This is a genomic window from Curtobacterium sp. MCPF17_011 (assembly GCF_003234145.1).
In the GTDB taxonomy this organism is placed as follows: Bacteria; Actinomycetota; Actinomycetes; order Actinomycetales; family Microbacteriaceae; genus Curtobacterium.
Window position 1 is genome coordinate 24,823 of the sequence record NZ_QKSK01000011.1, and the last position, 26,062, is coordinate 50,884.

28 protein-coding genes are annotated in these 26,062 nt (G+C 66.2%); 8 read left to right on the top strand and 20 right to left on the bottom strand.

Going from position 1 to position 26,062, the window contains the following annotated elements; translation table 11 throughout:
* The first annotated feature begins 140 nt into the window (after positions 1 to 140).
* The gene (locus DEJ25_RS13365) at positions 141 to 1,157 is read left to right on the top strand and encodes an LLM class flavin-dependent oxidoreductase (RefSeq protein WP_111044981.1); all 1,017 of its coding nucleotides are present in this window, start codon (positions 141 to 143) and stop codon (positions 1,155 to 1,157) included.
* Positions 1,158 to 1,223: 66 nt separating this feature from the next.
* Here the strand turns inward: DEJ25_RS13365 and DEJ25_RS13370 are convergent, their stop codons facing one another.
* Together DEJ25_RS13370 and DEJ25_RS13375 are read right to left on the bottom strand one after the other, a co-directional pair.
* A complete protein-coding gene (locus tag DEJ25_RS13370) occupies positions 1,224 to 2,153 on the bottom strand; it encodes an NADP-dependent oxidoreductase (protein WP_220033219.1) in 930 nt (309 codons plus the stop codon).
* Between the two features lie 80 nt (positions 2,154 to 2,233).
* Positions 2,234 to 2,905, bottom strand: coding sequence for a GntR family transcriptional regulator (locus tag DEJ25_RS13375; protein ID WP_111044983.1), 672 nt, complete (start codon positions 2,903 to 2,905; stop codon positions 2,234 to 2,236).
* Between the two features lie 63 nt (positions 2,906 to 2,968).
* Here DEJ25_RS13375 and DEJ25_RS13380 point away from each other — a divergent pair, with 63 nt between their 5' ends.
* Complete coding sequence (locus DEJ25_RS13380; protein ID WP_220033220.1) at positions 2,969 to 5,704, top strand: AAA family ATPase; 2,736 nt, start codon at positions 2,969 to 2,971, stop codon at positions 5,702 to 5,704.
* 12 nt (positions 5,705 to 5,716) lie between these two features.
* Here DEJ25_RS13380 and DEJ25_RS17250 read toward each other — a convergent pair whose 3' ends face one another.
* Genes DEJ25_RS17250 through DEJ25_RS13395 form a run of 3 tightly spaced genes read right to left on the bottom strand, consistent with a single transcriptional unit; the run spans position 5,717 to position 7,327 of the window.
* A complete protein-coding gene (locus tag DEJ25_RS17250) occupies positions 5,717 to 5,980 on the bottom strand; it encodes a (4Fe-4S)-binding protein (RefSeq protein ID WP_111044984.1) in 264 nt (87 codons plus the stop codon).
* The gene (locus DEJ25_RS13390; RefSeq protein ID WP_181427442.1) at positions 5,973 to 6,311 is read right to left on the bottom strand and encodes a GNAT family N-acetyltransferase; all 339 of its coding nucleotides are present in this window, start codon (positions 6,309 to 6,311) and stop codon (positions 5,973 to 5,975) included. The genes DEJ25_RS17250 and DEJ25_RS13390 overlap by 8 nt, the downstream gene beginning before the upstream one ends.
* A 56-nt stretch (positions 6,312 to 6,367) precedes the next feature.
* Positions 6,368 to 7,327, bottom strand: a complete 960-nt coding sequence (locus tag DEJ25_RS13395; protein WP_111045038.1) for an alpha/beta hydrolase — start codon at positions 7,325 to 7,327, stop codon at positions 6,368 to 6,370.
* 196 nt (positions 7,328 to 7,523) lie between these two features.
* Here DEJ25_RS13395 and DEJ25_RS13400 point away from each other — a divergent pair, with 196 nt between their 5' ends.
* The gene (locus DEJ25_RS13400) at positions 7,524 to 8,750 is read left to right on the top strand and encodes an MFS transporter (RefSeq protein ID WP_181427443.1); all 1,227 of its coding nucleotides are present in this window, start codon (positions 7,524 to 7,526) and stop codon (positions 8,748 to 8,750) included.
* On the opposite strand, the gene DEJ25_RS13405 is transcribed toward DEJ25_RS13400, so the two are convergent.
* Positions 8,710 to 9,297, bottom strand: coding sequence for a TetR/AcrR family transcriptional regulator (locus DEJ25_RS13405; RefSeq protein WP_111044987.1), 588 nt, complete (start codon positions 9,295 to 9,297; stop codon positions 8,710 to 8,712). The two genes, DEJ25_RS13400 and DEJ25_RS13405, sit on opposite strands and share 41 nt — an antisense overlap.
* A gap of 233 nt (positions 9,298 to 9,530) precedes the next feature.
* On the opposite strand from DEJ25_RS13405, the gene DEJ25_RS13410 reads away from it, so the two are divergent.
* Both DEJ25_RS13410 and DEJ25_RS13415 read left to right on the top strand, forming a co-directional pair.
* Positions 9,531 to 10,280: an SDR family NAD(P)-dependent oxidoreductase gene (locus DEJ25_RS13410; protein WP_111044988.1), complete on the top strand. Its 750-nt coding sequence runs from the start codon at positions 9,531 to 9,533 to the stop codon at positions 10,278 to 10,280.
* Positions 10,281 to 10,393: 113 nt separating this feature from the next.
* The gene (locus tag DEJ25_RS13415) at positions 10,394 to 11,068 is read left to right on the top strand and encodes a hypothetical protein (protein ID WP_111044989.1); all 675 of its coding nucleotides are present in this window, start codon (positions 10,394 to 10,396) and stop codon (positions 11,066 to 11,068) included.
* On the opposite strand, the gene DEJ25_RS13420 is transcribed toward DEJ25_RS13415, so the two are convergent.
* Together DEJ25_RS13420 and DEJ25_RS13425 are read right to left on the bottom strand one after the other, a co-directional pair.
* On the bottom strand, positions 11,063 to 11,692 hold the full coding sequence (locus tag DEJ25_RS13420) for an NADPH-dependent F420 reductase (protein WP_146240690.1): 630 nt from the start codon (positions 11,690 to 11,692) through the stop codon (positions 11,063 to 11,065). The genes DEJ25_RS13415 and DEJ25_RS13420 overlap by 6 nt on opposite strands.
* Positions 11,693 to 12,461: 769 nt before the next feature.
* Positions 12,462 to 13,013, bottom strand: a complete 552-nt coding sequence (locus DEJ25_RS13425) for a MarR family winged helix-turn-helix transcriptional regulator (RefSeq protein WP_181427444.1) — start codon at positions 13,011 to 13,013, stop codon at positions 12,462 to 12,464.
* A 125-nt stretch (positions 13,014 to 13,138) separates the two neighbouring features.
* On the opposite strand from DEJ25_RS13425, the gene DEJ25_RS13430 reads away from it, so the two are divergent.
* Positions 13,139 to 14,113 (top strand): alpha/beta fold hydrolase, encoded by a 975-nt coding sequence (locus DEJ25_RS13430; protein WP_111044991.1) that lies wholly within the window; start codon positions 13,139 to 13,141, stop codon positions 14,111 to 14,113.
* Between the two features lie 111 nt (positions 14,114 to 14,224).
* Here DEJ25_RS13430 and DEJ25_RS13435 read toward each other — a convergent pair whose 3' ends face one another.
* Together DEJ25_RS13435 and DEJ25_RS13440 are read right to left on the bottom strand one after the other, a co-directional pair.
* Complete coding sequence (locus DEJ25_RS13435) at positions 14,225 to 14,674, bottom strand: MarR family winged helix-turn-helix transcriptional regulator (protein WP_111044992.1); 450 nt, start codon at positions 14,672 to 14,674, stop codon at positions 14,225 to 14,227.
* A gap of 32 nt (positions 14,675 to 14,706) precedes the next feature.
* Positions 14,707 to 15,291 (bottom strand): TetR/AcrR family transcriptional regulator, encoded by a 585-nt coding sequence (locus tag DEJ25_RS13440; RefSeq protein WP_181427445.1) that lies wholly within the window; start codon positions 15,289 to 15,291, stop codon positions 14,707 to 14,709.
* Between the two features lie 109 nt (positions 15,292 to 15,400).
* Here DEJ25_RS13440 and DEJ25_RS13445 point away from each other — a divergent pair, with 109 nt between their 5' ends.
* The gene (locus tag DEJ25_RS13445) at positions 15,401 to 16,258 is read left to right on the top strand and encodes an enoyl-CoA hydratase/isomerase family protein (RefSeq protein WP_111044993.1); all 858 of its coding nucleotides are present in this window, start codon (positions 15,401 to 15,403) and stop codon (positions 16,256 to 16,258) included.
* A gap of 75 nt (positions 16,259 to 16,333) precedes the next feature.
* Here the strand turns inward: DEJ25_RS13445 and DEJ25_RS13450 are convergent, their stop codons facing one another.
* The 3 genes from DEJ25_RS13450 to DEJ25_RS13460 form a co-directional block, all read right to left on the bottom strand.
* Positions 16,334 to 17,185 carry an NmrA family NAD(P)-binding protein gene (locus DEJ25_RS13450; protein ID WP_111044994.1) on the bottom strand — a complete coding sequence of 284 codons (852 nt, stop codon included), beginning with the start codon at positions 17,183 to 17,185 and terminating at the stop codon, positions 16,334 to 16,336.
* Entirely contained in the window at positions 17,182 to 17,916 is a 735-nt protein-coding gene (locus DEJ25_RS13455; protein ID WP_181427446.1) for an SDR family oxidoreductase, read from the bottom strand. The genes DEJ25_RS13450 and DEJ25_RS13455 overlap by 4 nt, the downstream gene beginning before the upstream one ends.
* Positions 17,917 to 18,292: 376 nt before the next feature.
* A complete protein-coding gene (locus DEJ25_RS13460) occupies positions 18,293 to 18,898 on the bottom strand; it encodes a TetR/AcrR family transcriptional regulator (RefSeq protein WP_181427447.1) in 606 nt (201 codons plus the stop codon).
* Between the two features lie 104 nt (positions 18,899 to 19,002).
* On the opposite strand from DEJ25_RS13460, the gene DEJ25_RS13465 reads away from it, so the two are divergent.
* On the top strand, positions 19,003 to 19,785 hold the full coding sequence (locus DEJ25_RS13465) for an SDR family NAD(P)-dependent oxidoreductase (RefSeq protein WP_220033222.1): 783 nt from the start codon (positions 19,003 to 19,005) through the stop codon (positions 19,783 to 19,785).
* 556 nt (positions 19,786 to 20,341) lie between these two features.
* On the opposite strand, the gene DEJ25_RS13470 is transcribed toward DEJ25_RS13465, so the two are convergent.
* The 7 genes from DEJ25_RS13470 to DEJ25_RS13505 form a co-directional block, all read right to left on the bottom strand.
* Entirely contained in the window at positions 20,342 to 21,088 is a 747-nt protein-coding gene (locus tag DEJ25_RS13470; protein WP_111044997.1) for an SDR family NAD(P)-dependent oxidoreductase, read from the bottom strand.
* A 144-nt stretch (positions 21,089 to 21,232) separates the two neighbouring features.
* Positions 21,233 to 21,874 (bottom strand): TetR family transcriptional regulator, encoded by a 642-nt coding sequence (locus DEJ25_RS13475; protein ID WP_146240691.1) that lies wholly within the window; start codon positions 21,872 to 21,874, stop codon positions 21,233 to 21,235.
* A gap of 511 nt (positions 21,875 to 22,385) precedes the next feature.
* The gene (locus DEJ25_RS13485; protein WP_111044999.1) at positions 22,386 to 23,240 is read right to left on the bottom strand and encodes an SDR family oxidoreductase; all 855 of its coding nucleotides are present in this window, start codon (positions 23,238 to 23,240) and stop codon (positions 22,386 to 22,388) included.
* Positions 23,241 to 23,273: 33 nt separating this feature from the next.
* Positions 23,274 to 23,939, bottom strand: coding sequence for an NADPH-dependent F420 reductase (locus tag DEJ25_RS13490; protein ID WP_111045000.1), 666 nt, complete (start codon positions 23,937 to 23,939; stop codon positions 23,274 to 23,276).
* 14 nt (positions 23,940 to 23,953) lie between these two features.
* The gene (locus tag DEJ25_RS13495) at positions 23,954 to 24,316 is read right to left on the bottom strand and encodes a DoxX family protein (RefSeq protein WP_111045001.1); all 363 of its coding nucleotides are present in this window, start codon (positions 24,314 to 24,316) and stop codon (positions 23,954 to 23,956) included.
* Between the two features lie 31 nt (positions 24,317 to 24,347).
* Positions 24,348 to 24,992, bottom strand: coding sequence for an NAD(P)-dependent oxidoreductase (locus tag DEJ25_RS13500; RefSeq protein WP_111045002.1), 645 nt, complete (start codon positions 24,990 to 24,992; stop codon positions 24,348 to 24,350).
* Complete coding sequence (locus tag DEJ25_RS13505) at positions 24,989 to 26,026, bottom strand: LLM class flavin-dependent oxidoreductase (protein ID WP_111045003.1); 1,038 nt, start codon at positions 26,024 to 26,026, stop codon at positions 24,989 to 24,991. Before DEJ25_RS13505 ends, DEJ25_RS13500 begins: the two co-directional genes overlap by 4 nt.
* Positions 26,027 to 26,062: the final 36 nt, after the last annotated feature.

Consider the following 26,062-nt stretch of genomic DNA (forward strand, 5'->3'; position numbering starts at 1 on the left):
TCCACCTGCACGTCAAGTGACACAACCTCTACGAGGGACGAGGAAACGAACGTCCCGCCTTCTCCGGCTGGCGGCGCCCCTGCAGCGGGAACAACCCACGCAGTCGATGCGTTCGCATGCACAATCGAAAGAACGACGACATGCAGTTCGGCATTTTGAGTTTCGGTGACCTGAGGCAGGATGGGTCGGGTCAACGGCAGCACGTGAGGGATCAGCTTCGGGAGCAACTGGAGCGCATCCAACTCGCCGAGGACGTCGGCTTGGGTTTTTACGGGATCGGCGAACACCACCTACCGGAGTACGCGGTGTCTCATCCAGGTTCGGTCCTGGCTGCCGCGGCTGCGGTGACTGACCGGATCACACTGAGCAGCGCGGTCACTGTGCTCAGCACCGAAGATCCTGTTCGGCTGTACCAAGAGTTCGCGACCATTGATCAGCTCACCTCGGGCCGAGCGGAGATCATCGCGGGGCGGGGTTCCTTCACGGAGTCGTTCCCACTGTTCGGGGCAAGCCTCGGCGACTACGACGCTCTCTATGCGGAGAAACTGGGCCTGCTCCTGCAGATCGACCGACAGAACCCCGTCAGCTGGACGGGTCAGCATCGCGCGCCGCTCGAGGACGCGTTCATCTGGCCGCGACCGTTCGGTGATCATCTCAAGGTGTCTCTCGGCACCGGCGGCAACGCGGAATCGTCGGTTCGAGCGGGGAGTCTCGGTCTCCCGATCGTGTACGCGATCATCGGTGGTGAACCCGAGCGGTTTGCGCCCCTGGTGAACCTGTACCGGGAAGTCGGAGCGGAAGCGGGGCACGGGGACCTCGAAGTGACGATGTCGGGCATCGGCCTCATCTCCGACACCTCGCAACAGGCAAAAGACACGTACTTCCCCTACTGGCGATCGACCATGGAAGCCGGCGCGAAGTCCCGGGGGTGGCGGATACCGGGTCGTGGGGAGTACGACGAGTTCACGCGCGGTGCGAGGTCGATCCTCGCCGGAAGTCCTTCGGAGATCGTGGACCGCCTTGGCCCGGTGGTTGAGCTGACGCGCCCGGATCGGTACGGGCTCCAGATGGACTGGTCCGGTGTTCCGCATGCTGATGTCATGCGGGGCATCGAACTCCTCGGCACCCAGGTCGCACCACACTTCGCCGAGAAGTAGTAGTCGGTCAGGCCTGAGGAGTGCGGGATCGGGAGGCACGCCCCGATGCCGCACTCCTCACAGTGTTCAGTCGTTGACGAGCACGAGCTTCCGGTGTGACCGGTGTTCTTCGAGAGCCGTGTGCGCAGCTGCAGCCTGCGCCATCGGGAACGTTTCCCGGGGGCGCATCCTCAGCTGCCCAGACGCCAGCAACGGCATTGCCATGTCGAGTGCATCGGCCGCGCGGTTGACGCCGTCAGCGAGCATCTGCACACCGCCGTGCGCTCCGGCACCTGTTAGCGTGACGATCTTTCCCGGCGCCCCGACAGCGTCGACGACCTCTTCCAACCCACCAGCAGAGATGGCGTCGAGCACCCAGTCCACCTCAACTCCGAGCGCTTTCAGGGCGTCACCGACCGGAGTCCCGGCCGGGAGGAACAACGCCCCGAGGTCCTCGACCACTGCACGGTCTCGTTCAGGAGCTGACCCGATGACGGTAGCCCCCATGGACCGCGCCAGCTGCACGGCCATCAAGCCGACGGATCCGGTCGCACCGAGCACCAGGAGCTGATCCCCCTTCGCCACGCCGAGCTGGCGGAGTGCCGCGACCGCAGCTTCCGCAGCCGTGGGCAGGGACCCTGCCTCTTCCCAACTGACGGATTCCGGCTTCGGTGTCCAAGCATCAGCGAGCACGAAGTCCGCGTAGCCGCCGAGCCGCGGAAGTCGAGCGGCCACCTCATCACCGACGCTCACTCCGGTGACACCGTCCCCAAGGGCATCCACCACGCCGGCGGCTTCGAATCCGAGGATCGCTGGCTCAGGGAGTGCGAAGAACGCGCTGAGGTCGCCGGCTCTGATGTGAAGGTCAGTGGGGCTGATCCCGGCGGCTCGAACGCTGATGCGGACCTGGCCTGGTCCTGGTACTGGGAGCGGGACATCTCGTACCACTAGCACCTCTGGGTCTCCGTACTCGGACACCACTGTCGCTCGCATCGTTTGCGGGGTCGGTTCTGTCATCGCTGCCTCCTGGGCTTGATCGTTACTTCAAGCTTCGAGAAGGACGCCCGATGCCGAATCCGTCAGTCGACGTACGGCCGTCACGACTTTGAGCGCAACTGATCGTTCTCGGCGACGTCACTCCTGGCCGTCAGCAGATGCGTGCTCATGAGGCGGAGGATCGGCGCTGGGTCCGATGCAGCTTGCGATTCCTGCAGCACGTCGAGGATCTCGCGGTGCCGGTACTCCTGGGTCGGAACGACGAAGGCCGGCAGCGTCCGCATCGACAGCGACAGTTGCGTCATCAGGGAATCGTGGCGGCGGGTGAGTTCAAGCAGCCCTGTCGACCGAACCAGCGCGCGATGGAAGTCGATGTCCGCCTGCCCGCTCTCGTCGCCGTCACCGTCCTCGCCAGCGACCCGCATGCGATCCAGGGGTTCTCTGACGCCCTGCGGATTGACGTGGGCTCTGACCAGATGCCGCACCGCCACGGACTCGTACCCCCACCTGATGAGCTGAAGCTCGCCGAGGTCGGCTTCTGAGAACTCACGCACGCGGTAGGGATGGTGCTCTTGCTTCGACAGCAATCCCGACTGCACGAGGAGATTGCACGCATCGCGCACCGGAACCCGACTGATGCCCATGCTCTTGGCGATGACGGAGTCGCGTACTTCGCTCCCAGGAGCCAGACGCCCGTCAAGGATGCGCCGCTTCAACTCTGCGTGCACCTGCTCCGTGAGCGACTGGGTCCGCTGCACGTTGGTTTCGCTCACGACATCAGTCTACTCCCGACCAACTCTGTCGACAGTGTCGAGTTCGCGAGTTATGGTTCCTCCGTGCTTCCATTCCCCGTCGAGACTCCTGAACCCCTGTTGTTCGGCAGGGCACGGGAGCGTGCGCTCCTTCTGGAGCTGGTGGGACGAAGAGGCTCCGGTGGTGCGCTCATCATCGAAGGCGAAGCGGGGATCGGCAAGAGTGCGCTTCTCGCCGACGCGGTCAGGGCCGCGGAAGCAGGAGGGGCCCGGAGGCTGACGTCCACCGGACTGCAAGGACCGACACGCTCCGGTTACGGTGGGCTCCACGAGTTGCTGCATCCGCTCTTACCTCACGTGGACGCTCTGCCGAACCGTCAGCGGGTGGCGCTGCTCACGGCGTTCGGGATGGTCGACGGGCCGTCGCCGGATCGGTTACTCGTCTCGTTGGCTGCGCTCGGGCTCCTCGAAGAAGCTGCCGCGAGACACCCACTCGTGCTGGCGATCGAGGATCTGCAGTGGCTTGACCGGTCCACCGTCGCAGTCATCAGTTTCATCGCCCTCCACGTCTCGAGCGTTCCCATCACGGTGCTCTGCACGGTGCGACCCGGCGTCGACGCAGACACACTGCCCGCTCTCGGACTCGATCGTCTCCATCTGGCCGGCTTGTCAGATGATGACGCACGCGAACTGGTCTCGGTGCTCGGTTGCGACCTGAGCGACCTTGCTCGCCGCCGCATCCTTCAGGAGTCCGCCGGCAACCCGTTAGCGCTTCGCGAGTTCATCGCTGCCGTTCGTCAGCGCGGCCCGGCAGGATCCATACTGCAAACCCGCCTGCCGATCACGAAGCGGCTCGAACGAACGTTCCTGGACCGCCTCGGCCCTCTCCCCTCCGGAAGTCGATCCCTGCTCATACTCATTGCAGCAGCGAACGGCGCAGACTTCCACGACGTCATGTCCGCAGCGCGAACACTCGACCTCACGCTCGAGGACCTCCGACCGCTCGAGGAGAACGACCTCGTATCTGTCGATGGGAGCGACCTTCGCTTCCGCCATCCGTTGATCCGGTCGGCCGCCGAGAACGCTGCTTCGACAACCGAATGGGTCGACGCCCACCTCGCCCTGGCATCAGTGATGAGCGGGCACGACAGCGCCGTATGGCACCGAGCAGCAGCAACGATCGAGCGCGACGAAACCGTCGCCGGTGAACTCGAAGCCGTCGGCCGACGCGCGTCGGAACGTGGCGCCCTCCCGGAGGCTGCGTTCGCGCTCGAGCGCGCCGCCATGGTGTCTCGCGGCGCTTCACAACGGTCCCGACGCCTGGTGCTCGCCGCAGAATCAGCCCGATCCGCGGGCCTCACCAGTGAAGCCGTTGAGCTGCTCAACCGAGCCGACTGGGCCGAGGCTGATTCGGACACACGAACGCAGGCCGTCCTCTCCCGCGTCATCCTCGCTCTAACCGCAGGAGCACCAGTGCCCCGAGCGGTCGAGATCGCTGCAGTCCTCGCTTCGTTGCCTGGAGAAGAACACGGGCCGCGTCGAATCAAGATCCTGTGGGTACTGGCGGTCCTGATGCGCAGCCAGCACGTGACAGTGAGTTCATGGCAAGACCTCCGCGACAAGCTCGATCGCGAGGACGAGCGAAACCCACTCCGGACAGTCGCACTCGCGTTGCTTGCACCGCTCGGTCAGGCGGCGGAGACGCGAGGGGTCCTTCCTGACCTTGTTCCGCGTCTCGCCGACGACCCCCTCGCGCTTGTCTCGTTGGCCATCGCTTCGGAGTCTCTCCAAGACCTCGACACAGCGCTGACCTGCTGGGGTCTGGCGCAGGAAGGATTCCACGAAAGCGGTGCTCCTGCGGACGAAATGCAGGCCATTCGTGGTCGCGCCCACCTGCTCATGCTGCGAGGGCGGGTCCGTGAGGGTCTTGCCGACGCTGAGTACGCCGAACGCATGACCGCCGAGATGCATCAGCCGCTGCTGCAGAGCATGGCTGCCGCCACCGCTGCCCGCGGTCATTCGCTCCTCGGGGACTTCGCTGCCGCGACCACCGCCCTGATGCGCAGTGCGGAACTCGCCCAGGACAGCCAGATGGCATTGATCGTCGCCGATGCGCGGTGGGCGGCCGGCACAGTTGCACTCGCGCAGCACCGATACCGTGACGCACTCATCGAATACACGCACATGACCGTGCACCCCACACGCTCACTTTGGGCGATCGCCGACCGCACTGAAGCAGCAGTTCGAGCGGGTCGTCCTGACGACCTCCGCAAGAACGTGGAAGAAGCCGCTGTCGCCGCCGCTCTGTACCGTTCGCCGTTCCTCAGCGCGCTCGTTGCTCGCAGTCGCGCTCTTCTTGCCGACGACGACGCGGCGGAGTCGTACTTCGCCGAGGCTCTGGCGCTCGGCGCTCTCAGCGAATCTCCCATTGAAGTCGCGAGAACGCAGCTCCTGTTCGGCGAATGGCTCCGCCGTCAGAAGCGGAGGAAAGACGCTTGTGCGCAACTGACCGCCGCGTTGGATCAATTCGAGACCGTTGGAGCTCAAGCCTTCATCGAGCGCGCCACCCAAGAGCTGCGGGCTGCGGGTCAGGTCGGCGCACGACCCACCGCACCTTCGACGGCGGTACAACAGCTGACACCTCAAGAACTCCAGGTCGCGCAGCTTGCCGCCGCAGGCTTGAGCAACCGCGAGATAGCCGACCGGGTTTACCTGTCCCACCGGACAGTGAGCACGCACCTGTACAAGGTGTTCCCAAAGCTCGGTATCTCGAGCCGCGGGCAGTTGCGGCACGCGTTGGGCCGAGCCACGAGCGACTGAGGCGCCCGTTGCTCATTGGTGGGATTCCTCACCCTCGCCGGAAGTAGGGAGCATTCCCGACGCGGCTTCGATTTGCAGGGCGCCCGACGGGCAGGCACGAACCGTGGCGACCACCCGTGCCGGGTCGGCGTTCTCCGGCTGCACCCATGGGCGTCTCGCAGGGTCGAACACCTCCGGCAGTTGACCGACGCAGACCGCGAAGTGACGGCAGATGCTCCCGTCCCACGTCACGATCACTCCGTCCGCGGGATAGTGGTGGACCGCACTGTCAACCATGAGCACCTGCTGCGGTGCTGTCTTGAGGCGGAGACGGCGTGGAGCTTCGTGGGTCGGTGTAGCGCTGGAACTCCGGATGCGTTGCCACGAAATGCGCCACGAACGGGCACACCGCTACGATCCGAAGCCCGTCATCCACCACTGACCGCAGGGCTTCGCTGACGAGTGCACCGCCGACACCGTTGCCTTCAACGTCTCGGGCAACTTCCGTGTGGATGAACGTGCGATGACCCTCCTGGGGTGTGTACTGCGTGAGGCCGACTTCGCGTCCGTCGAGGAGCGCGACGTATCGGTGTTCGTTTGACTGGTGGACGACGGTGAGTGTTGTCAACTGAGCCTCGATGCTTGGGGCGGGGCTGCCACGCAGGTGGCAGCCCCGCCGGACGGTCAGGAGAGAGCGACGCGCAGCGACGCGGTGGCCAGCAGCACGGCGTGCTTTGCCGCTTCTGTGTCGTGCAACTGGTTCACCATGACGAAGTCGTGCACGATTCCACCGAAGCGGGCGTTCGTGGCCTTCACGCCGGCTTCACGAAGACGTGCTGCGAACGCTTCGCCCTCATCGCGCAGGACGTCGGCTTCCGCGGTGATGATGAGCGTCTCGGGAACGACGGCGAGCTGTTCGAGCGAGGCACGCAGCGGGGAGACGGTCGGCAGTGCCCGCTGCGCCTCATCGGTCGTGTACTGGTCCCAGAACCACTTCATGCCGTCTCGAGCGAGGAAGTAGCCCTCCGCGAACTCCTCGTAGGAGGCAGTGTCGAACGCTGCGTTGGTGACCGGGTAGAACGCGACGAGCTTGCGGAACTCGACGTCTCCACGCTCTGCCGCGAGGAGCGTCAGGGCGATGGCCATGTTGGCACCCACCGAGTCGCCAGAAACCGCCATCCGAGACGCGTCGAGTCCCTTCGAAGCGCCTTCCGTCATGACCCACTGAGCGGCCGCGTAAGACTGCTCGAGCGCGACCGGGAAGCCGACCTCCGGGGAACGGTCGTACTCGGGGAACACCACGGCGGCTTCCGAGCCGATCGCGAGGTCTCGCACCAGACGGTCGTGCGTGTGGGCGTCACCGAAGACCCATCCGGCACCGTGCACGTAGAGGATGACCGGCAGGTTGCTGGTCGTCCCTGCGGGCTTGACGATGCGGACCTTCACCGAACCGGTCGGTCCGCCCTGGATCTCGATCCATTCCTCGTCAACGTCGGGCTTGAAGATGGGCGCGTCCTGTACCGCGTCCACTGCCTTGCGACCCTCGGCCGGCGGTAGCTGGTAGAGGAACGGGGGCATCGAAGTCGCGTCGACGAAGTCCTGCGCCGCAGGCTCGAGGGCGATCTTCTTGGGGTTTCCAGACATCACGTGCTCCTGTTGCTGGGTGAGGTCGAGCGTCTGCTCGACACGATCAGCATCGAACAATGGTCCGCTCGCCGAATCCGTGAGGTGACGTATGTGCCCCCCGCGCATACGTCACGTCACGGATTCGCCGCCTCGATCTGCACCTGCACACTCGGTGTCGTTCCCATTGCACGAGTTGCTGCCACCAGGAGGCGCCATGTCCGAGGTCGACGATCGACCGGCCACCCGACCACGGACCCGTTGGGCAGCCATCGCTTCTCTCGGAGCCGGCGCTTTCGTCATCGTGGCTGCTGAGTTCCTGCCCGTCGGGATCCTCCCGGAACTGGCGAAGCACTTCGGGGTGTCCCTGGGCGCGGCCAGCGCAGTGGTACTCGTCCCGGGACTCGTCGCCGGAGTGTCAGCCCCGCTCATCGTCGCTCTCGTTCGCAACCTGGATCGGCGACTCCTTGTCCTCGCGACGACCGCTTTGCTCGTCGCGTCGAACCTGCTGACCACGGTCGCCCCGGACTTCGGAGTTCTCCTCGTGGCACGCGTTCTCGTCGGGCTGTCGCTCGGCGGATTCTGGGCGGTCGGCCCGTCACTCGGAGTGCGTCTGGCAGCCCCAGAGAAGAGCGGGGTTGCGACCTCCGTCGTGCTTGCTGGCATCTCCGCAGGCACCGTCTTAGGACTCCCGCTCGGTCAACTTGTCTCGGCGAGCAGCGGTTGGCAGAGTGCGTTCCTCGGCGCCGCAGTCGCTGCAGCCGCCGTGCTCATCTTGCAAGCGATCACCCTTCCCTCGCTCCGCGGAGCCTCGGCCGCGGTTCCCCTGCGAGCGATCGCCGCCGTCGTCGCCCGGCCTCGGTCACGCATCGTTCTCATCGTGACCGTGTTGGCGATCACCGGACAGTTGATGGCGTCGACGTACGTCAGCGCGTACCTCGGTGCGATTCACGGTTCCAGCACCTCGCTGCTCAGCGCACTGCTGCTTACCTACGGGATCGTCGGGCTTGCCGGGAACCTCATCGCCGGCCGCATCCGGCTGTCGTTCCCGGTACTGTTCGGGTCGGCAGCGTTCGCGCTCAGCGTCGTCCTCGCCCTGCTCCCGTTCGCCGAGTCCTCGCCGGTCGCCGCGATCGTCCTCGTCATCGCCTGGGGGCTGCTCTGGGGGGCGTACCCGTTCATGCTGCAGTCGTGGACGATCTCGCTGGTTCCCGACGCTCCCGAAGCGGGGTCAGCAGTCCTGGTGACGTTCCTGCAGCTCTCGATCGCGCTGGGGTCGGCTGTCGGTGGCTTCGTCATCTCCTTCGGCGACCTCAACGCGGTCTTCTTCGGCGCTGCAGTGCTCCAGCTCGCAGCCGCGACCACCGCTCTGACACTCGGCAGGCGGAAGAACGCATCGCCGATCAGGGGAACGCTCGAAGAGCCCGTCGCACCACCAGCATGAGTTCCACGCGAGAGGCGCCGCCTGCAGCCTGCACCGCCAGCCCGGCGGACACCGTGCTCACGTACTTCGCGAGCTCTTCCGGGACCTCGGTGTCGTCGAGGTCGCCCTCCTCGACAGCCCGCTTGAACCGGTCGATGAGTCGCTGTTCGCCTGACATGCGGCTCTCAGCGAGGAAGTCGACCACCCCCTGGTCGGACTCTCCCGCAACCAAACCGCCCTGGATGGACAGACAGCCCGCTGGTTTCCCTGGCGTCGTGACAGCGATCGCGTTGCTGGTCAGGTAGGTCTCCGCTACAGCCCTGGCCGTTGAGCAGGCCAGAGCGTCCTCGACATAGGCCATGTCGACCTCCGCGTACCGCGCGACCGCCTTGCGAAAGGTCGACTCCTTGTTGCCGAACGCCGCGTAGAGACTTGGGCGGTTGATGCCCATCGCCGACGTGAGGTCATCGAGTGACGTCCCGTTGTAGCCCTGGCGCCAGAAGACCTCCACAGCACGGTCGAGTGCATCATCCAAGTCGAACGACCGCGGCCTTCCCCTTACAGCCATGGCTGCCTCCTCCCAAAATCAGCCAGCGCGGCCGCCCTCGCGGGTTCGCACGCACCGTCCTGTCGTACGTCAGGTGACGGATTCGCCACCTGACAGTCCCCACCACAGTGGGTGTAGCCATCACAAACAGTACCAGTCAGTACAGATTTGACAAGCACGACGATCCGTGGTTCTCTCTCGTTCTGTACCAATCAGTAAGTAACCCGGGAGGCCGGGCGACGGAAGGAAACATCATGGGAGACTTCACCAACAAGACAGCGCTCGTCACCGGCGGCACCGCGGGCATCGGCCTCGCCGTCGTCCGCCGCCTGGTCCAGGAGGGCGCGCACGTGTTCGTGGCCGGCCGCCGGCAGGAAGCACTGGACACCGTGGCCGCGGAACTCGGTGACGCAGTCACCACTGTCCGGGGGGACGTCACGAAGGCGGACGACGTCGAGAACCTCTTCGCAGCCATCCGCGAGCACGGCGCCGGACTCGACGTCGTCTTCGCGAACGCTGGGGGCGGCGAGTTCGCAGCTCTCGGTGACATCAGCTGGGAGCACTACTCGTCGACCTTTGATGGCAACGTCGGCGGTGTCATCCGGACCGTGCAAGGCGCGCTTCCACTGCTCACCGCCGGTAGCTCGATCGTCTTGACCGGCTCGAACATCGATGTCAAGGGCAGCCCCGCCTTCAGCGTCTACGCAGCCACGAAGGCCGCCGTCCGCTCCTTGGCACGCAGCTGGGCGGCGGAACTGATCGAGCGGAAGGTCCGCGTGAACGTCGTCGCCCCGGGCCCCATCGGCACGCCCGGTCTCAGCGGTCTCGCCGCGGCCCCGGAGGAGGCAGACGCCCTCCTCGAGGGCCTCGCCGCGGGCGTGCCCATGGGCCGCCTCGGCAGCACCGACGAGATCGCGGACGCCGTCCTGTACCTCGCATCCGACCGCGCGAGCTACGTCACCGGCGCGGAGCTCTACGTAGACGGTGGCGCCAGCCAGATCTGACGCTTGCCGCGTCATCAACGCCGCCCTGCCACGCCGCTCACAGCGGCACAGCAGGGCGGCGTCCCCATCTTCGCCGGCCTGCAGCTCGGCCCCGGACACAGCAGAGGTCGCACATGAACGAGGACCGCTCGGAAGAACCAGTTGATGCGCCTCCCCCCGCTGAGGAGGCCGCGGCTGTTCTCTCAGATCGACCGCTCGCGTTCTTCAACGCACTCCTCACGGAGCACTTCGTACTCCAGTCCGTCCGCGGCGTGACTGTATCGGAGTCGTCGTCCAGAGCGTCGATCTACCTCATGACACTTTCCAGTGCGCTCGTCGCCTACGGGTTCCTCGCGAGGACCGAGTACGCACTCGGCTATCTCGCTGTGGTGATCCCCGTGATCGTGTTGCTCGGCGTCTTCACCTACGTTCGCCTGGTGCAGACCTCACTCGAGGACGTCGCAGCCCTTATCGCGATGCAACGCATCCGGCGCTGGTACGGCAGCTTGCTCCCCGGAGCCGCTGCGTACTTCCCCCTCCCGGACGAGGCACGAGCTCCGAACGAGATGCTGGAGATCGGGTGGCGCGGCTCGTGGAGCGGAGTGTTCTTCACCCTGTCCTCGGCAATAGCGGGCGTGAACTCAATCGTTGCCGGAGCTGGCGTCGCGCTGTTTCTCGCGAAAGCGACGTCCTCAGGTACGGCGATCGGAGTCGGTATCGGTGCCACGCTCGTGCTGGTCACAGTCCACGGGCTCTACCAGGAGCGGCAGTACTCGCATCTACTCAAACTCGAGTCGAACGGCTCATAACCGACCAGCGACTCCGTCGGCAAGCACGACGCGGTAGTTGAACTCTCCTGTGCCGTACTTCCGCACTAGTGCCCAAAACAACAAACCGAGATGCTCAACGGCTCGAGAAGTCGTGATGTCGCCGAGGTCAATCTGCGCCGCTTCGCTCCACCCGATGCTGACCAGCAGGTCGCTCACGACACGTTTGGCGCGCTCGTCGTTGCCGGACAGAAACACGGTCGTCTCGCTGAGCGCCGACGGGTCGCCTGCTATGTACCCGGCCATGTTGTTCAACGACTTCACCACCAGAGACGACGGCAACAGGTCCTGCAACTGCTCGCCGACACTGCTGTTGGGGAAGCGAAGGTCGCCATCCGAGGTGAAGGCGTTACTCACATCGAGGACCACCTTGCCGTGCAGCGCTTCCTCAAACTCGGGCAAGAACGCAAGTGCTGTCTCCCCGGGAAGCGCGACAACAACGACGTCGGCACGAGCGATGGCTTCCGCAGTGGACACCACTAGCGCGCCAGCGAGGAGTTCCTCCCTGCGGTGCCGTGACCCGAAGATGACGTCATGACCCGCGCGGACAAGAGCGGGAGCGAAATCCGTCGCGAACCGACCTGTCCCCAGGAGAGCTATGCGCATGAACACAGTGTTGCAGACGGAGGCCGCCAGGAAGCGGGACTGCTGCCTATTAGCCCGTGGGCTCGTTTGCAATACGTTGGGTTGCCTCTCGTGGGCGAAGCCGATACACGCGCGGGGCGATCTCGCCGCGGTGCGCGTTGACGAGCACCGGGGCAATGCGGATCCGCTTGCTCTCCTCTAGACCCGGTCCGAAGCGTTGGCAGCGCCAGTGCGCCCGGCGGATGTGTGGCACCAACCGGATCTCGACCTGCAGGGCGAGGTCGGGCCGGTCCAGCTTCCGCGGCGCGGGCGCCGAGCTCGCTATCGGCGCTGCTTCTCGCGGAGTAGGGCCGGTAGCTCCCGCTAGTCGCGGCGTTCCTGGTGAGCGCGCGGCTGATGGTTGGCGGTGCCCTGCCGAGTGCTCTCGCGATCGCGCACGCCGGCTCCGCTGAGACGCAGGTCCGCGATCCGGAGCCATTCCTCCTGGCTGAGGAACCGGGCTGAGCGGGGCTTGTGAGCGAACACGTTCCGTCCGCCGACTGCTTTGGCCCACGGTATCCCTGACGTCGGTCCACGCCGACAGCATCACAAGCCGCCGTGCGTCCGACGCCCTGTCTTAATAGCTCCCAGAACAGTGCCTCCCGGGCACGGTGTTCCAGTCTCGATCCCATCTGCAGCACTCCGATTCACGGTGGTGTTGCAACGACCGGCTGAACCCAAGATTGGCTATCGAGACAGCGTGCGCCGACGCGTTGGCCGCGCAACCTCCGATGTGAACGAATGATTTGCGTCACGAGGTCGAGGCGCTGTGAGCTGCCCCTGGCTCCTGGGTTGCGGTTAGTTCCTGGCGCCCACGATCGGATAGGGCATCGGCGGCGTCATCACGCGTCATCACCATGCGATCGATGGTGTCGATGCTCCACTCGCGCAGCACTTCGGACTGCGCTGGTGTCAGCGCGTCGAGGAACAGGCGCCGGACGTTCGTCCCGTGGCCCTGTCGCGAGTCGTGGAGCTTCGAGACGCCCGCTGCCGTCAGTGTCACTCCCGTGCGTCGGCCACTCGGTCCGGTTTGGATTGCTGCCATCAGACCCTTGCCCTCCATCCGGCTTACCTGATGCGCGACGCGCCCCTTGTCCCAGCCCAGCACCTCGGCGAGCTGCCCGATGCGCAGCTGCCCACCCCTTGCTTCGTCGACAGCCGTCAGCACGCTGAACTCTGCCTTCGAAATGCCGAAGTCTCGCTGCAGTTCGCGTTCGAGCTCCCGGCACAAGTCGTCGTAGGCGCGCAGGAAACCGTGCCAAAAGCCCCACTCTTCCGGTTGCAGTGGTAGTGGTTCAGCCATGGCTGAACGGTACATGGCGCGAAGTTGACATCGCAACTTCGGGGTCTAGAGTTGCGATGACAACTCGCCCGATCCGCTCCCTGCTCGCCCGAGCAGCAAGCCAGGGCGGGCCGACGGAGGACATCATGGATACACCACGGACCCCAGCAGCGACGACGATCAGGAGCGGACGGCCCGTCGTTCAGGTTGCGTCCATTGCGCCGGTGGTGCTGCCTGCGCCGCAGCGCGCCGCCGAGCTACAGCTCCGCGTGACGGCACCAGCGACTGACGGACCACTCCCGGTGATCCTGCTGTCCCACGGGCTCGGTGCGTCCAACAACCTCTCGTCACTCAACGGCTACGCGCCCCTCGTGACCCAGTGGGCGCAACAGGGCTTCGCCGTCATCCAGCCGACTCACCTCGACTCGAAGACGTTCCACCGGGCTCCCGGCGACCCGGAGACGGCCCGGGCGTGGCGTACTCGCGCTGAGGACATGTCCTTCATCATCGATCACCTCGACGACATCGAAGACGCGGTCCCGCACCTGCGCGGACGGTTGGACCGGGAGCGGATCGCGGTAGCTGGGCACTCCATGGGCGGTCACACCGCCGGTCTACTGCTCGGAACACAACTCGACGACCCGCAGGACGGTTCTCGCGTTGACCTCCGCGACACCCGGATCCGCGCCGGCGTCGTGCTCGCCGCCCCCGGTCGTGGTGGCGATGTCCTCACACCGTTTGCGGCGTCACATTTGCCCTTCTTCGAGACGACCGATTTCAGCACGATGACGGCGCCTGCCATCGTCGTGGTCGGGGACGAAGACACCTCCGAGGTCCTCAACACCGAAGGACCCACGTGGCTCACCGACCCTTACCGCCTCTCCAATGGTCCGAAGGTCCTCGTGACGATGTTCGGCGCCGGCCACATCCTCGGCGGGATCTCCGGGTACGACACCGCTGAAGCAACCGATGAGAACCCCACCCGGGTGACAGCCGTGGCAACGCTCACCGCGGCGTACCTGCTGACCCAGCTCGGTCTGAAGGGGGATGCTTGGCCGACTGCTCAGCAACAGTTCGCGTCCCGCGCGGAACCCTTGGGCACTATCCAGCAGAAGGGGTAGCGCCAGTCCGGCAGGAAACGAAGGAGCGCCCCGTCTACTTCAAGGCGGGGCGCGCCCGACTGAGCGGCCCCGATTCCGGGACACTCGTCGCATCGCGACCCGTGTTCCTCGTCAGGCGGGTTGTGACGGGTGGTGGGCGAGCACCGTGTCCAGCAGCCTGACGAGGGTGTCGCGGTCGACTTCGTCGAGGCTCGCTAGGAGCTCTTGCTGTACCACTGCGGCGTGCTCCTGCAGTTCTTGGAACCGAGAGCGTCCGTCACGCGTGATGGTCACGACGTTGCGACGTCGATCGCTCGGGTCAGGGCTGCGCGTGACCTCCCCGCCGGTATCAAGTCGGACCACGATGCCGTTGACGTTGTTGCGGTCGAGGCCGAGCACACGCCCGAGGTCCGCTTGGCTCAGGGGCCCGTATTCGTCGAGGCTGGCGAGCACGGCGTAGTCCGATCGCGCCTCGAGCGGCATCTGCTGCGCGGTCAGGCGGGCACCGATCGTCGCGACGCGTCCCGCTTGCCAGCTAACGAGACGGCGGAGGGCGGCCGGTGGCCGGTTCGAGGACGTCATGCACCAACATTAGCGGTTGGCTGTACCAACAATCAGTTCCGCGGCGCCAGGGCTGCGAAGGCGTCGTCCGTGAGAGAAGCCAACTGCGCCGCTCCGCTGCTCTCGACCCAGCCGTCGTACGCCACCATGATGCAACCCAGGGCTGCCATCACCCGCGTCCGCAGGGTGATGACCGGTGTGCCAGCTGCGGCGCGTTCAGCAAGTATGTCCACCAGTGCCGGCCGCCAACCTGCTTGCTTTTCGTGCAGGCGGGCCGAGAGCGCGGGCGTCGACCAGACGAGCCGGATCCGAGCAAAGCCGTTGACCGCGTCGTCCTCCAGCAACGCCACGGCGGGAGTGACGGCTGCCCGGAGGGCCGTCCAGTCGCCCTCCGTGCCCGGCCGAGCCGCGAGTGCTGCGGCCATCTGCCCTTCCAGCGCGTCGAAGACGTAGAGGACCACCTCCTCCTTGCTGCCGAAGTACCGCAGGAAGGTGCTCCGGGAGACGCCCGCTCGACCGGCGAGATCGTCGAAGGTCACGGGCTCGAAGCCGGCATCGAGAAATCGCTGCAGCGCGACATTGCCGAGCTCGTCTCGGATCGCCGCACGACCGATGGCTCGCGTACTGATGCCGTCCATGAACCGAGTGTACGACCGCGCACCTCACTTGCATGCGCGACGCTAGGCGTCTAACGTGACACTCAGTGTCACAGATGGTGTCGCGTTCAATCTCTTGGAAGAAGTTCTCATGTCCTATGACCTGCCCGCCCTCCGAGTCGCCGTTACCGGTGGTGTCGCGACCGTCACGATCGACAATCCGCCCCTCAACCTCTCCGATGGGACGCTGCTGCCCTCGCTCCGCCGGTTCGTCGCCGAGGTACGCAACGACGCTGACGTGCGGGTCATCGTGTTCGACAGCGCCGATCCGGAGATCTTCATCGCTCACGGCGAGACGAAGTTCATCACCCAGCCCGAGGTCATGGCAGCTGCCGGAGCGGCGACCGTGGCAGCGAACCCCGACGCGGAGTTCCCCGCTGATCTGAACCTCATGCAGGTCGTGCACGAGGAAGTCCGATCGCTGCCGCAGATCACGATCGGCAAGCTCACCGGCCTCGCCCGTGGCGGCGGGAACGAGTTCCTCATGGCTCTGGACATGCGGTTCGCAGCTATCGGGAAGGCCGGCCAGGCGCAGCCCGAGGTGCTCATGGGCATCATGGCCGGGGGTGGCGGAACCCAGTACATGACGTCCCTGGTGGGCCGTGCGCGCGCCCTCGAGCTCCTGCTCGGTGCGCAGCTCGTCGACGCGGAACTCGCCGAGCGGTACGGCCTCGTCAACCGCGCACTCCCCGCGGAGGAGATCGACGCCTTCGTCAGCGCCCTGGCGACCCGCATCGGCAGCCTCAAGCCCGAGATCGTCTCCGCGGTGAAGAACGCCGTGAACGCCGTTCCGAACCCTGTCACCCGTGCCGGCCTCGCGACCGAGAACGCCCTGCTCGGCCCGCTCTTCACCGCCGACGCCGCGGAGCTCGCGCACAAGCTGCTCCTCGCCGGCATGCAGACCCGCGACGGCGAGCTCCGACTCGAAGCTCTCATCGACGAGCTCTGACCGAAGAGAAGGGGCCGGTGCGGATTGCTCCGCGTCGGCCCCTTCCGTGTCCCAAAGGAGACTCCGGATCATCCCTCAGCGCGAGGCGTCGAACGCTGCCAGATGTGCGCCCGCGAACTCGGCGAACGGGGTCGCCGGACGACGCAGGATCCGCTGCACGTCGTCGCTGACCCAGTCGGAATCGCCCTCGGCGAAGAGGCCGAGCGCTTGCGCGTTGGCGCGGGCCACTGGAGCGGGCAGGCCGATCCGGACCAGCGCCGCCTCCTGCTCGTCAACCGTGATCCGGTCGTGCGTCACCTCACGCCCGAGGAGCGACGTCAGCGTCTCCGCGACATCGTCGTACGAGAGCGAGGCGGGACCGCTGAGCCGGTACGACTTGCCGGAGTGCGGTTTCGGATCCGCGGCGACTGTCGCAGCCACCGCTGCGACGTCCCGGGCGTCGACCATTCCGATCCGGCCGTCGCCGGCCGGTGATGAGAACCGTGAACCCGACGCGATGGACGGTGCCAACGCGAAAAAGTTCTGCATGTACGCATTCGCCCGGAGCAGCGTGTAATCGACGGCTGAACCGATGAGGGCTTGCTCAATGGCCCAGTGGTCGCGACGGCGCGCGATCGGCGAGTCGGGCGACGAATCGGCGGTGATCTTCACGACATGCCCCACGCCGGCCGCAACTGCAGCATCAATGACCGCGGTCTCCTGCCGCACCGACGGGGACGTCACGAGAATGATCGCCTTGACCCCCTGCACGGCGGCGGCGATCGACGACGGGTCGTCGAGGTCACCCACGTGCAGCTGAACTCCGTGCTGTTCGGCGTCCTCGTGAGCGGTGCGGTCGCGGACGAGGAGGCGTGTCTCCTGCCCAGCGCCCGCGAGGAGCCTCGCAGCTTCCGACCCGACCTTTCCGCCCGTGGTGACGAGGATCACGCCTCTCGCCCCGCAGCCAGTTCCTGCAGCACCGCGAACGCCTCGTCAGCGTTGTGCACACCGAAGGATGCGCTCGGCGCGGTGCTGCCAGAAATCGCCGCTGCCACTCGGCCGACATCGGCGACGTCCACGGTCCCTTCGGCAAAGCGGCTCGTGACCTGGCCGAGGATGAGCGAGAACACTCGACGTGACGCACCGCTCTCGGCGGCAGCCACGCGCTGCATCATCAACAGTGCCGCCTGCTCCATGCTCACCAGTCCGCTGGTCGGTACCGGCCACGTCGCGGAGTCGCCGACGATCACCGTGTAAGCACCCGCGTCGCTCAGGTGCGGCAACGCCGCCCGGAGGACCGCCATGTGGGTGGTCGCGAGGTCGACGAACGCGGAAGCCCAGTCCCCTTCGGTGACTTCGGCAAGGGTGCGCCCCTGCCACCAGCCGCCGATCGGTGCCACGACTGAGTCGAGACCGCCGCGGAAGTGTACGACCTGCTCGACGAGGTCCTGCGCACCGGCGAAGGACGTGTAGTCATGGACGATCAAGTGCAGGTGCTCCGTGGCGTCCTCGCCGAGGACGTCCCGGAACTCTTGCGAGCGCTCCTCGGACCGGGTGGGGACGATCACCTCCGCGCCCGCGTAGAGGAACGCACGAACGACGCCCTCACCGACGGCGCCAGTGCCGCCAGGAACGAGGACTCGGTGTGCACCGAGATTAGGAACAAGCAGATTCGACACGATGACTCCTTCATGGAAAACGTTGGCTTTGCCAACGTTCGGAGTGGCAACGTAGCAGTAATCGTTGGTCTTGGCAACGATTTGCGCCGGGCTCCCGTGCGCTGAGTAGGCACGTGAACGACTGAGACCTGAGTCAGTCGCCGCGGTCTCGTGGTGCTAGCTGCCACTGCGCGCACCGTCGCTGAGTCGTGCTCGGCGCGGGATGGCTAGCAGTCACAGTGCAGCATGTGCTGTTGCCGCCGCTGTGATGAGAACTGCGGTTGATCCGAGCGTGAGAGCCGCTTCGCCGAGCACGGGACCGAATGACGAGCGGCGGTCAATGGCGCTGTCCTGGCAGCAATCCGTTGCGCGCCTTGTCTCGATCGCCAATCCGTAATCAGAGGGCTTCGGAACCTGTAACCCGTTCCGCGCTTTCGTCTGTCCGCTCATCGGCGCTGGGGCCACTGTCGATAACCTGCAGTCCACGCATCACCGCATCGAGCATCCGTTCAGCGCGCGCTGTGCGATCCGGTGCGCGGTCGAGCCGCCAGAGGAACCCGACCAGCAGGAAAACGTCCTCCGCGGAAAGGTCCGAACGGATTGACCCATCCGCCTGACCTGCCGCGAGCAGGGTCCGCAGCGCGCCGAGGTCCGGCGTCTGCACGGCACGTCCAAGCGCTTCGTGTAGGACCGCGGTCATGGCGTCACTGGTGTCGTCCTTCAGTCGTCCGTAGTCCGCGAGCATCCGCAGCCAGGCGTGAAGTGCCTCAACGGGGGGATGGGCCCGGAGAAGGCCTGGGGCGGCGGCGGCGAGTTCATTCATGTCCGCGCGGTGGACCTCGATGACCAGGTCCTCCCAGGTGGGGAAGTGTCGGTAGATCGTGCCCTGTCCCACGGCAGCCGCGCGCGCGACGGCGGCCATCCCCGGTGCGACACCCGACTCGAGGACGCGTCGAGCGGCGTCGACGATCTTCGCCTTGTTCGCTGCTGCGTCGGCTCGCACTGGTCTCCTCGACAAGCGGACACTTGTCCGCTACTGTTCTTTCCGGACGATTGTCCGTTTCAGATACTACTGTGGTGGTCCGCCAGTGGCGAGCAGCCGCGCGAATGGGTGAAGACATGGTCAACTACGGAACGCCACTGCGGGGCAAGGTCGCGGTCATCACGGGCGGCGGTCAAGGCGTCGGGTTCGGCGTCGCCGAGGAGTTCATTGCGCAGGGCGCGCAGGTCACTATCACGGGGCTCGACGCAGACCAGCTGACTGCCGCCGTGAACGAGCTCGGTTCGGAGGCGATCGGGATCGTCGCTGACGTGCGTGACGAGGCGTCGATGACCGAGGCGTACGCCGAGGTCGTCGCGCGCTTCGGTCACGTCGACATCGTCGTAGCGAACGCGGTGGTCGGCGACAGTAACCCGCTGGGCAAGATCACCGAGGCGCAGTTCGACAACATTTTCGACACCAACGTTAAGGGCGTCCTGTTCACGGTGCAGCCCGCGATCCCGCACATGACCGACGGCGGGACCGTCGTCATCGTGAGCTCGACCGCGTCGGTGAAGGCCGGCGAGGGGATGAGCCTTTACGGCGGCGCGAAGGCCGCGCTCCGTAGCATGGTTCGCTCATGGACCCTCGAGCTGCGCGGCACCGGCATCCGCGTGAACGTCCTCACCTCCGGCGCTGTCGACACCCCGTCTCTCCGCTCCGCACTGGCAGGTGCAATTGGCGAAGACCAGGTGGACGCCACCGTGACCAGCATGGGCGAGGGCTCTCCGCTCGGAAGGCTTCTGCAGCCACGCGAGATTGGCACCGCCATTGCGTTCCTCGCCTCGGAGGCCTCGTCCGCAGTCACCGGTGCCGAGCTGTTCGCTGACGGTGGTCTCGCCCAGGTCTGACGGCATCGGCGATTCGAACGGGACGCTTGTCATCCAACGGAGGACGCAGTGCAGAGGCAGGCGTACACGCTTGAGGACACGACCGTTGTCATGACGGGTGCTAGTAATGGGATCGTGCTCGCCACGGGGACGCCCGCCCCGGCGGGTTCCGCGACAACCGGCACGTCGACGACTGGCTCACCATCGTCGCCGGCGGGCGTGCCGTCGGCATGACGACCGAAGCGACCCGGGCACAACACTCGTGCACCGGCTTGACCTTTTGGCTCGTCCCCAGCGCACTACCGGTGACGGTCATGCTCGCATGGCGACACGGCGCGCCGCCCGACGCACTAAAAGCGCTCCTCACCATGACACGGCGGCTCCTTCAGCCGTGATGGCCGGCATGGGTACGAACCGGGAGAGCCACGTCGATCCCGGTCCGCCCCGGTGCTGTTGAAGTGAAGGGCAGCCCTCATTCGAGGGAACATGGCACGGAGCCTTGTCACAAGACGCGAGCGCGGTCGCGGTCGCGCGGAGCGGCGATAAGCCGTGCGCCGCGCGACCGCGGTGAGAGACGTCAGGAGGCGGTAAGGCCGCCGTCGATGACGTGCTCCATACCGCTGATGTAGGACGAATCGTCCGAGGCGAGGAACAGCACGAGGCTCGAGACCTCGTCCGGGTCGGCCATGCGGCGGATCGGGACGGCGTCGGCAATGCCGCCACCGTCGGAGTCGGTAGCCATCTCCATCATCGGAGTCTTGATGTAGCCGGGGTGCACGGAGTTCACTCGGATGTTGTCGGGCCCGAACTGTACGGCGACCTGCTTGGTCATACCGCGGGAGGCGAACTTGCTGCCGACGTACGCGAGGCTCGGAGCACCGACGATCGAGACCATGCCGGCCGTGGAGGAGATGTTGACGATCGCGCCACCGCCGGCCTTCTTCATCGACGGGATGACGGTCTTCATGCCCCAGACCTGTGAGTGCTGGTTGACGGCGATGACCTTGAGGTACGCCTCCGGTTCGATTTCGACGACGTCCGCGATGGGGCCGAGGATCCCGGCGTTGTTAACGAGGATGTTGATGGGTCCCCAGGCTTCCTCGACCTTTGCGACGAGCGCCTGCCATTCGTCGAGGGAGGTGACGTCGTGCTTGATGAACAAGGCATTCTCGCCCAGTTCGTCGGCGAGTGCCTGCCCGCCAGCTTCGTTGACGTCCGTCAGCGCGACCTTCGCTCCCTCCTTGATGAAACGTCGGACGTGCGCGGCTCCCATGCCTTGCGCGGCTCCGGTGATGATGGCGACCTTGCCCTCAAGCTTGCCCATGGTGGTGGTGCTCCTTGTGTGGATGTCCTTCGGCACGACGATGTGCGGTGCCGAGTCGTCATCGTCCGGAAGAGACCGACGGCGGCAGGTTCCACATTACTGGTACTGAGTGCCTAAAACCACGCTTGACACGTTCTTCGAAGGCTAGTGAGGAGTGTTCGTGCCCAGCGCGGTCTTCGTGTAGAGCCAACCCTGGATGAGGGAGCCGACATCGTTGAGAACGTGGTCGAGCGCCGACAGCACCGTGTCGGTTCTCGGCCCGCTCAGTTGGGCACGGAGGACGGCGACAAATGCCCCCTGGACCGCTCCTCCGACGCTCTGCGGGACCGGGTCTGCGGGATCGATTGCGTGTCGGTGCGCCACGAAGTCGGCAATCACCGACGCCCAGGCGAGCCAACGTCGTGCTTCTTCGGAGCGAAGCTCGTCAGACGAGTCGATGAGGGTGAACCGTTCGCGCCACAACGACGAGGCGTGGATTGAACGGTCCAGGTTCTCGACGACCGAGCGGCGGACAATGTCCATCGTTGCGTCCGCGGTGTCGGTCCGGTCGGTCAGGAGTTGAGCCAGCGCCGCGATGTGCTCGTCGAATTCGGCCCAGACGATGTCGGACTTTGATCCCCAGTAACGGAAGACGCTGGTCCGGCTGACGCCGCTCGCGGAAGCAATCATGGGGATCGTGGTCGCGCTGAAACCGTGCTCCGCGAACAGCGCCATCGCTGCGCGTTCGATGTCCGCTCGCGAGGACACCGCGGGGCGTCCCCGGCTACGTCGTGTCTGCTCGTTCACCGGTTCACCATCTCACGGTGCCGCGGATCGAGATGTGATCACATGGCAGTGCTTCATGATCTGGAACGAGAAGAAGCCCTACTCCGCGGGGAGTAGGGCTTCTTCTGAGGGCTATGCCTGGCGCTGGCGCACGACCGGTGGGAGCTGGGCACTGACGGTTCGGCTGAGGAAGACACTGAACGCGAGTGCACCGCCGAAGGTGAGCACGGTGAACAGGACGCTGCCCCTGGTTCGAGCTCGAGCTGCTCGCAGCAACGCGTACCCTGCTGCCGCGTTGGAAAGTCCCCATGCTGTGTTCGTCACGGGGGACGACAAACCCACGGTCGGCGGCTTGGCGAACGGCGTCGGGAACGGGTTACCGGAGATGCCGTTCACGAAGTGCGGCACAGCGTTTGACAGCACAGCGCCGGCGAGCGGTGCCAGTGCCCAGTGGTACCACTTCGTGCCCGACTTCGAGCGGCTGAACACCCGTCTGCGGGGGGACACCACGGCGGAGCGAAGCGTCATCGGATCAGCGCCAGGTGGTGAGGGTGGTGGCGAGGGGCTCGGTCGGGTGGCCGATGAGCCGGGACAGGTCGCCGGTGGTTGCGGCCATTGCCCCGTCGCGCATGTTCGCGTTGAGGAGGGTGACGAACCCGGCGGTGCCCTCGTCGAGGCCAGCGGCGAGCAGCTGCTCCCGCTCCTGCTCGGACGTCAGCGCGTCGTACCGCACCGGCGTTCCGAGGACCTCGGCTGCTGCGGCGGCGAACTCGGTGTAGGTCCAGGCGACATCACCCGAGAGCTCGTATGCCTTGCCCTCGTGCCCCTCGGTGCTGAGCACGACGGCGGCGCCCTCGGCGAGGTCGCGGCGGGTGGCGCTGGAGATTCGGCCGTCGCCGATGCTGTTCGCGATGACCCCGCGAGTGCGGGCGGCTTCGAAGTCCTGGACGTGGTTCTCGGTGTACCAGCCCATTCGCAGGAAGGTGGCGGGGATGCCGGAGGCGGTGATGTACTCCTCGGTCGCCTTGTGCTCGCCGGCGATGATCAGGATCGTCGTCGGCGCCTCGAGTGCGGACGTGTAGACGAGGTGCTTGACGCCGGCTGCCTTCGCGGCGTCGACGGCGTTGACGTGCTGCGGGAGACGCTGCCCGGGGTCGCCGGTGGAGATCAGCAGTACCGTGTCGACGCCCCGCAGGGTGTCGGCGAGGCCCTCTGGCTGGTCGAGGTCGATCTGAGCCGTCTGGAAGCCCTGGCCTTCGAGTTCGGCGAGGCGGTCGGCGTTCCGGCCGAGGGCGAGGACGTCGCGCGCGGGGACGCCGCGCTCGGTGAGGAAGTTGAGGACGTCGCCGCCGAGCTTGCCGGTGGCGCCGAAGATCGCGATGGTCACGGTTGGTTCCTTTCGTTGGGGCGGTGGAGAAGGTCAGGCTGCTTGCGTGCGCGACGCGAGGAGGGCCGTCAAGGTGGCACGGTCCAGTGCGGCGCCGAAGACCGGAGTCTCAGGCTGGAGTAACGCGCTGTCCTCCAGCGGGCCGGCGTCGACGGGGTCGAAGCCGACGCCGTCGACGAAGCGCATCACCGTCGCGACGGCACGTTCATCGTTCCCGGCGACGGCGAGGGCGATGCGCCCTGCCGTGCCGGAGGGGGTGGCGAGGTCTTCCATCTGGTGGTAGCCGAGGTGGTTGAACGTCTTCACCACTGTGGTCGTCGGGAGTGCGTTCTGGACGATGACGCTGGAGGGCCGGTCGGTGTCCTCGAACTCAGCAAGGACGCCGTCGATCGGCGGCCAGTAGTTCATGACGTCCACGACGGTACGGCTGGCGAAGCGCTCCGGGTCCAGGTCCCGGAAGCGGCGCAGGGGCACGGCGATGACGACGAAATCGGTGCCATCAGCAACGTGCTCGACGTCCGTCGTCACGACGCCGGGGGCGACGAACTGCATCATCAGCTCGGTGTCCTCGACGGTTCCGGACGACGCGATCTGTACCCGGTACCCGGCGCTGAGGGCGAGGCGGGCGATGGCGGTGCCGGACTTCCCGGCACCGATGATGCCGACGGCGCCCCGTGCGGGGACGGCTGATGTGGTCATAGTCAGTTTCGAGGTCAGAGGGCGGTGAAGCGGAACACGGCGACGAACAGGGCGAGCAGGAGCAGGACGAGGTTGATCGGCAGGGACTTGGCTTCGTTGTGGCGGAAATGGTGCACCATCGCGAGGATCTGCACGATGACCAATCCCGATGCGGCGATCGGAGTGAGGACCGGGGCGATACCGGTGAGCCAGGGCAGGATCAGGCCGAGTCCGCCGAGGACTTCGGCGATGCCGATGAACTTGACGGTGCCGGCGCTGTACTCCTGCGTCCAGGGCAGGTTCGTCAGCTGCTCCTTGGGACGGAGGGCTTTCATGGCCCCTGCTGCGATGTAGGCGACGGCGAGGAAGCCGGAGACGATCCAGAGTGCAATGTCCATGGTGGAGGTGTGTTCTCGTTCGTTCGCTGGGTCAGTTGCTGATCGCGGGGGCTGCGCGGAGGTAGGTGGGGTCGTCGACCTGTGCGGCGGTGAACGCGGCGATGTCGCCGCGGGTGATGGCCATGCCGATCTTGTCGGCGCCGAAGAACCCGGCGCGGATCTTCCCCGTTGCGGGCTTGTCGTTCGGGGCGGAGAACCGGACGATCGTGTAGTCGATCCCGGCGGAGCGGATGTGCTCGGTCATGCCGATCAGTTCTCGGTACGCGCGCGGCAGGAACGTGCGGCCCATGAACCCGACGGTGCGGGTGAGCATGGTCGGCTTGTCGCGGGGGTCGAGGATGCTCGGGGTGCCGTGGCCGATGTACCGGGTGACGCCGTGGTCGCGCATCGCGCTGATGATGTGCGCGGTGCCGTCGACGAGGGGCAGACCGGTGGCCTTGCGATCCATGGAGGGCCCGAGGGCGCTGACGACGACGTCGCCGGCGGCAACGGCTTCGTCGATCTTGTCGGCGTCGGACATCTCGCCGATGATGACGCGGACACGTTCATCCCACCGGGAGGGCACCTTGGCGGGGTTGCGGACGTAGGCGACGACCTCGTGGCCGGCCTCGAGGAGGTTGTCGACGGTGAGGGAGCCGATGGCGCCGGTTGCGCCGAACACGGTGACGGTGCTCATGCGGAGACCTTCTGGTGCGTGGGGACGATGGAGTGGATGGCGGGGGCGACGATGTCGCCGAACCGGGTGATCGAGTCGCGGACCATCTGGTGCGGCATGCCCCCGAGGTCGACCTGGCCGAGGAACCGGTCGACGCCGAGCTCGCTGTGAAGGTCGAGAATCTTCTCCGCGATCTCCTGCGGGCCGCCGACGAACAAAGCACCGCGGCGTGCTGCGAGGTGCAGCATCTGGTCGCGGTCGACGTAGAAGCCGCGACCGCCGTTCGTCTCCGGCGAGAGGTACCGGTGGTAGTAGGGAAAGAAGTCGTCGAGTGCTCTGTCGCGGGTCTCGCCCACGTAGAAGTGACTGGTGATACCGACCGTGAGCGCCTCGTCCGAGTGGCCGGCGTCACGACCGGCGTTCCGGTACACGTCGATGAGGCGCTTGGCGTGGTCGAGGGTGCCGCCGATCAGGCCGAGCGCCATCGGGAGGCCGAGCTTCCCGGCGCGGACCGCGCTCGAGGGGGTGCCACCGACGGCAACCCAGATCGGCAGCTCCCCGGTGGGCTGCGGGTTCGCTTCGGCGTTGACGAGCGCCGGGCGGTACGAGCCGTTCCAGGTGACCCGTTCCTCGTCGCGGAGGCGGAGGAGCAAATCGAGCTTCTCGGCGAAGATCGCGTCGTACTCAGCGATGTCCTCACCGAACAGGGCGAACGGCTCAGCGAACGCGCTCCGGCCAGCACCGATCTCGGCCCGGCCGTGGCTGATCAGGTCAAGCGTCGCGAAGTCCTGGTAGGCCCGGACCGGGTCGAGGACGGTGAGGATCGTCGCGGTCGTCGTCAGCTTGATGCGGCTGGTCGCGCGGGCGATCGCGGCGTGCACGACGGCGGGCGAGGAAACCGCGAACGCGCGGGTGTGGTGCTCACCGATGCCGTAGACGTCGAGGCCGTGCTGCTCGGCGAGAACGCCGTAGCTGATGATGTCGTCGATCCGGCTGACGGCGGTGTCGTCACTGTCCGGGCTGATGTCGGTGAGGGAGAACACACCGAGTTCCATGGGGCACTCCTTGCGTGCACGAGAGGGGGGCAGGGA

Excerpts from the sequence above, each read along its gene's own strand:
- DEJ25_RS13365 (WP_111044981.1), top strand. The coding sequence starts at position 141 with ATGCAGTTCGGCATTTTGAGTTTCGGTGACCTGAGGCAGGATGGGTCG.
- DEJ25_RS13370 (WP_220033219.1), bottom strand. The coding sequence starts at position 2,153 with ATGACAGAACCGACCCCGCAAACGATGCGAGCGACAGTGGTGTCCGAG.
- DEJ25_RS17250 (WP_111044984.1), bottom strand. The coding sequence starts at position 5,980 with ATGGTTGACAGTGCGGTCCACCACTATCCCGCGGACGGAGTGATCGTG.
- DEJ25_RS13395 (WP_111045038.1), bottom strand. The coding sequence starts at position 7,327 with ATGTCTGGAAACCCCAAGAAGATCGCCCTCGAGCCTGCGGCGCAGGAC.
- DEJ25_RS13400 (WP_181427443.1), top strand. The coding sequence starts at position 7,524 with ATGTCCGAGGTCGACGATCGACCGGCCACCCGACCACGGACCCGTTGG.
- DEJ25_RS13405 (WP_111044987.1), bottom strand. The coding sequence starts at position 9,297 with ATGGCTGTAAGGGGAAGGCCGCGGTCGTTCGACTTGGATGATGCACTC.
- DEJ25_RS13410 (WP_111044988.1), top strand. The coding sequence starts at position 9,531 with ATGGGAGACTTCACCAACAAGACAGCGCTCGTCACCGGCGGCACCGCG.
- DEJ25_RS13415 (WP_111044989.1), top strand. The coding sequence starts at position 10,394 with ATGAACGAGGACCGCTCGGAAGAACCAGTTGATGCGCCTCCCCCCGCT.
- DEJ25_RS13420 (WP_146240690.1), bottom strand. The coding sequence starts at position 11,692 with ATGCGCATAGCTCTCCTGGGGACAGGTCGGTTCGCGACGGATTTCGCT.
- DEJ25_RS13425 (WP_181427444.1), bottom strand. The coding sequence starts at position 13,013 with ATGGCTGAACCACTACCACTGCAACCGGAAGAGTGGGGCTTTTGGCAC.
- DEJ25_RS13430 (WP_111044991.1), top strand. The coding sequence starts at position 13,139 with ATGGATACACCACGGACCCCAGCAGCGACGACGATCAGGAGCGGACGG.
- DEJ25_RS13435 (WP_111044992.1), bottom strand. The coding sequence starts at position 14,674 with ATGACGTCCTCGAACCGGCCACCGGCCGCCCTCCGCCGTCTCGTTAGC.
- DEJ25_RS13440 (WP_181427445.1), bottom strand. The coding sequence starts at position 15,291 with ATGGACGGCATCAGTACGCGAGCCATCGGTCGTGCGGCGATCCGAGAC.
- DEJ25_RS13445 (WP_111044993.1), top strand. The coding sequence starts at position 15,401 with ATGTCCTATGACCTGCCCGCCCTCCGAGTCGCCGTTACCGGTGGTGTC.
- DEJ25_RS13465 (WP_220033222.1), top strand. The coding sequence starts at position 19,003 with ATGGGTGAAGACATGGTCAACTACGGAACGCCACTGCGGGGCAAGGTC.
- DEJ25_RS13470 (WP_111044997.1), bottom strand. The coding sequence starts at position 21,088 with ATGGGCAAGCTTGAGGGCAAGGTCGCCATCATCACCGGAGCCGCGCAA.
- DEJ25_RS13490 (WP_111045000.1), bottom strand. The coding sequence starts at position 23,939 with ATGACCACATCAGCCGTCCCCGCACGGGGCGCCGTCGGCATCATCGGT.
- DEJ25_RS13495 (WP_111045001.1), bottom strand. The coding sequence starts at position 24,316 with ATGGACATTGCACTCTGGATCGTCTCCGGCTTCCTCGCCGTCGCCTAC.
- DEJ25_RS13500 (WP_111045002.1), bottom strand. The coding sequence starts at position 24,992 with ATGAGCACCGTCACCGTGTTCGGCGCAACCGGCGCCATCGGCTCCCTC.
- DEJ25_RS13505 (WP_111045003.1), bottom strand. The coding sequence starts at position 26,026 with ATGGAACTCGGTGTGTTCTCCCTCACCGACATCAGCCCGGACAGTGAC.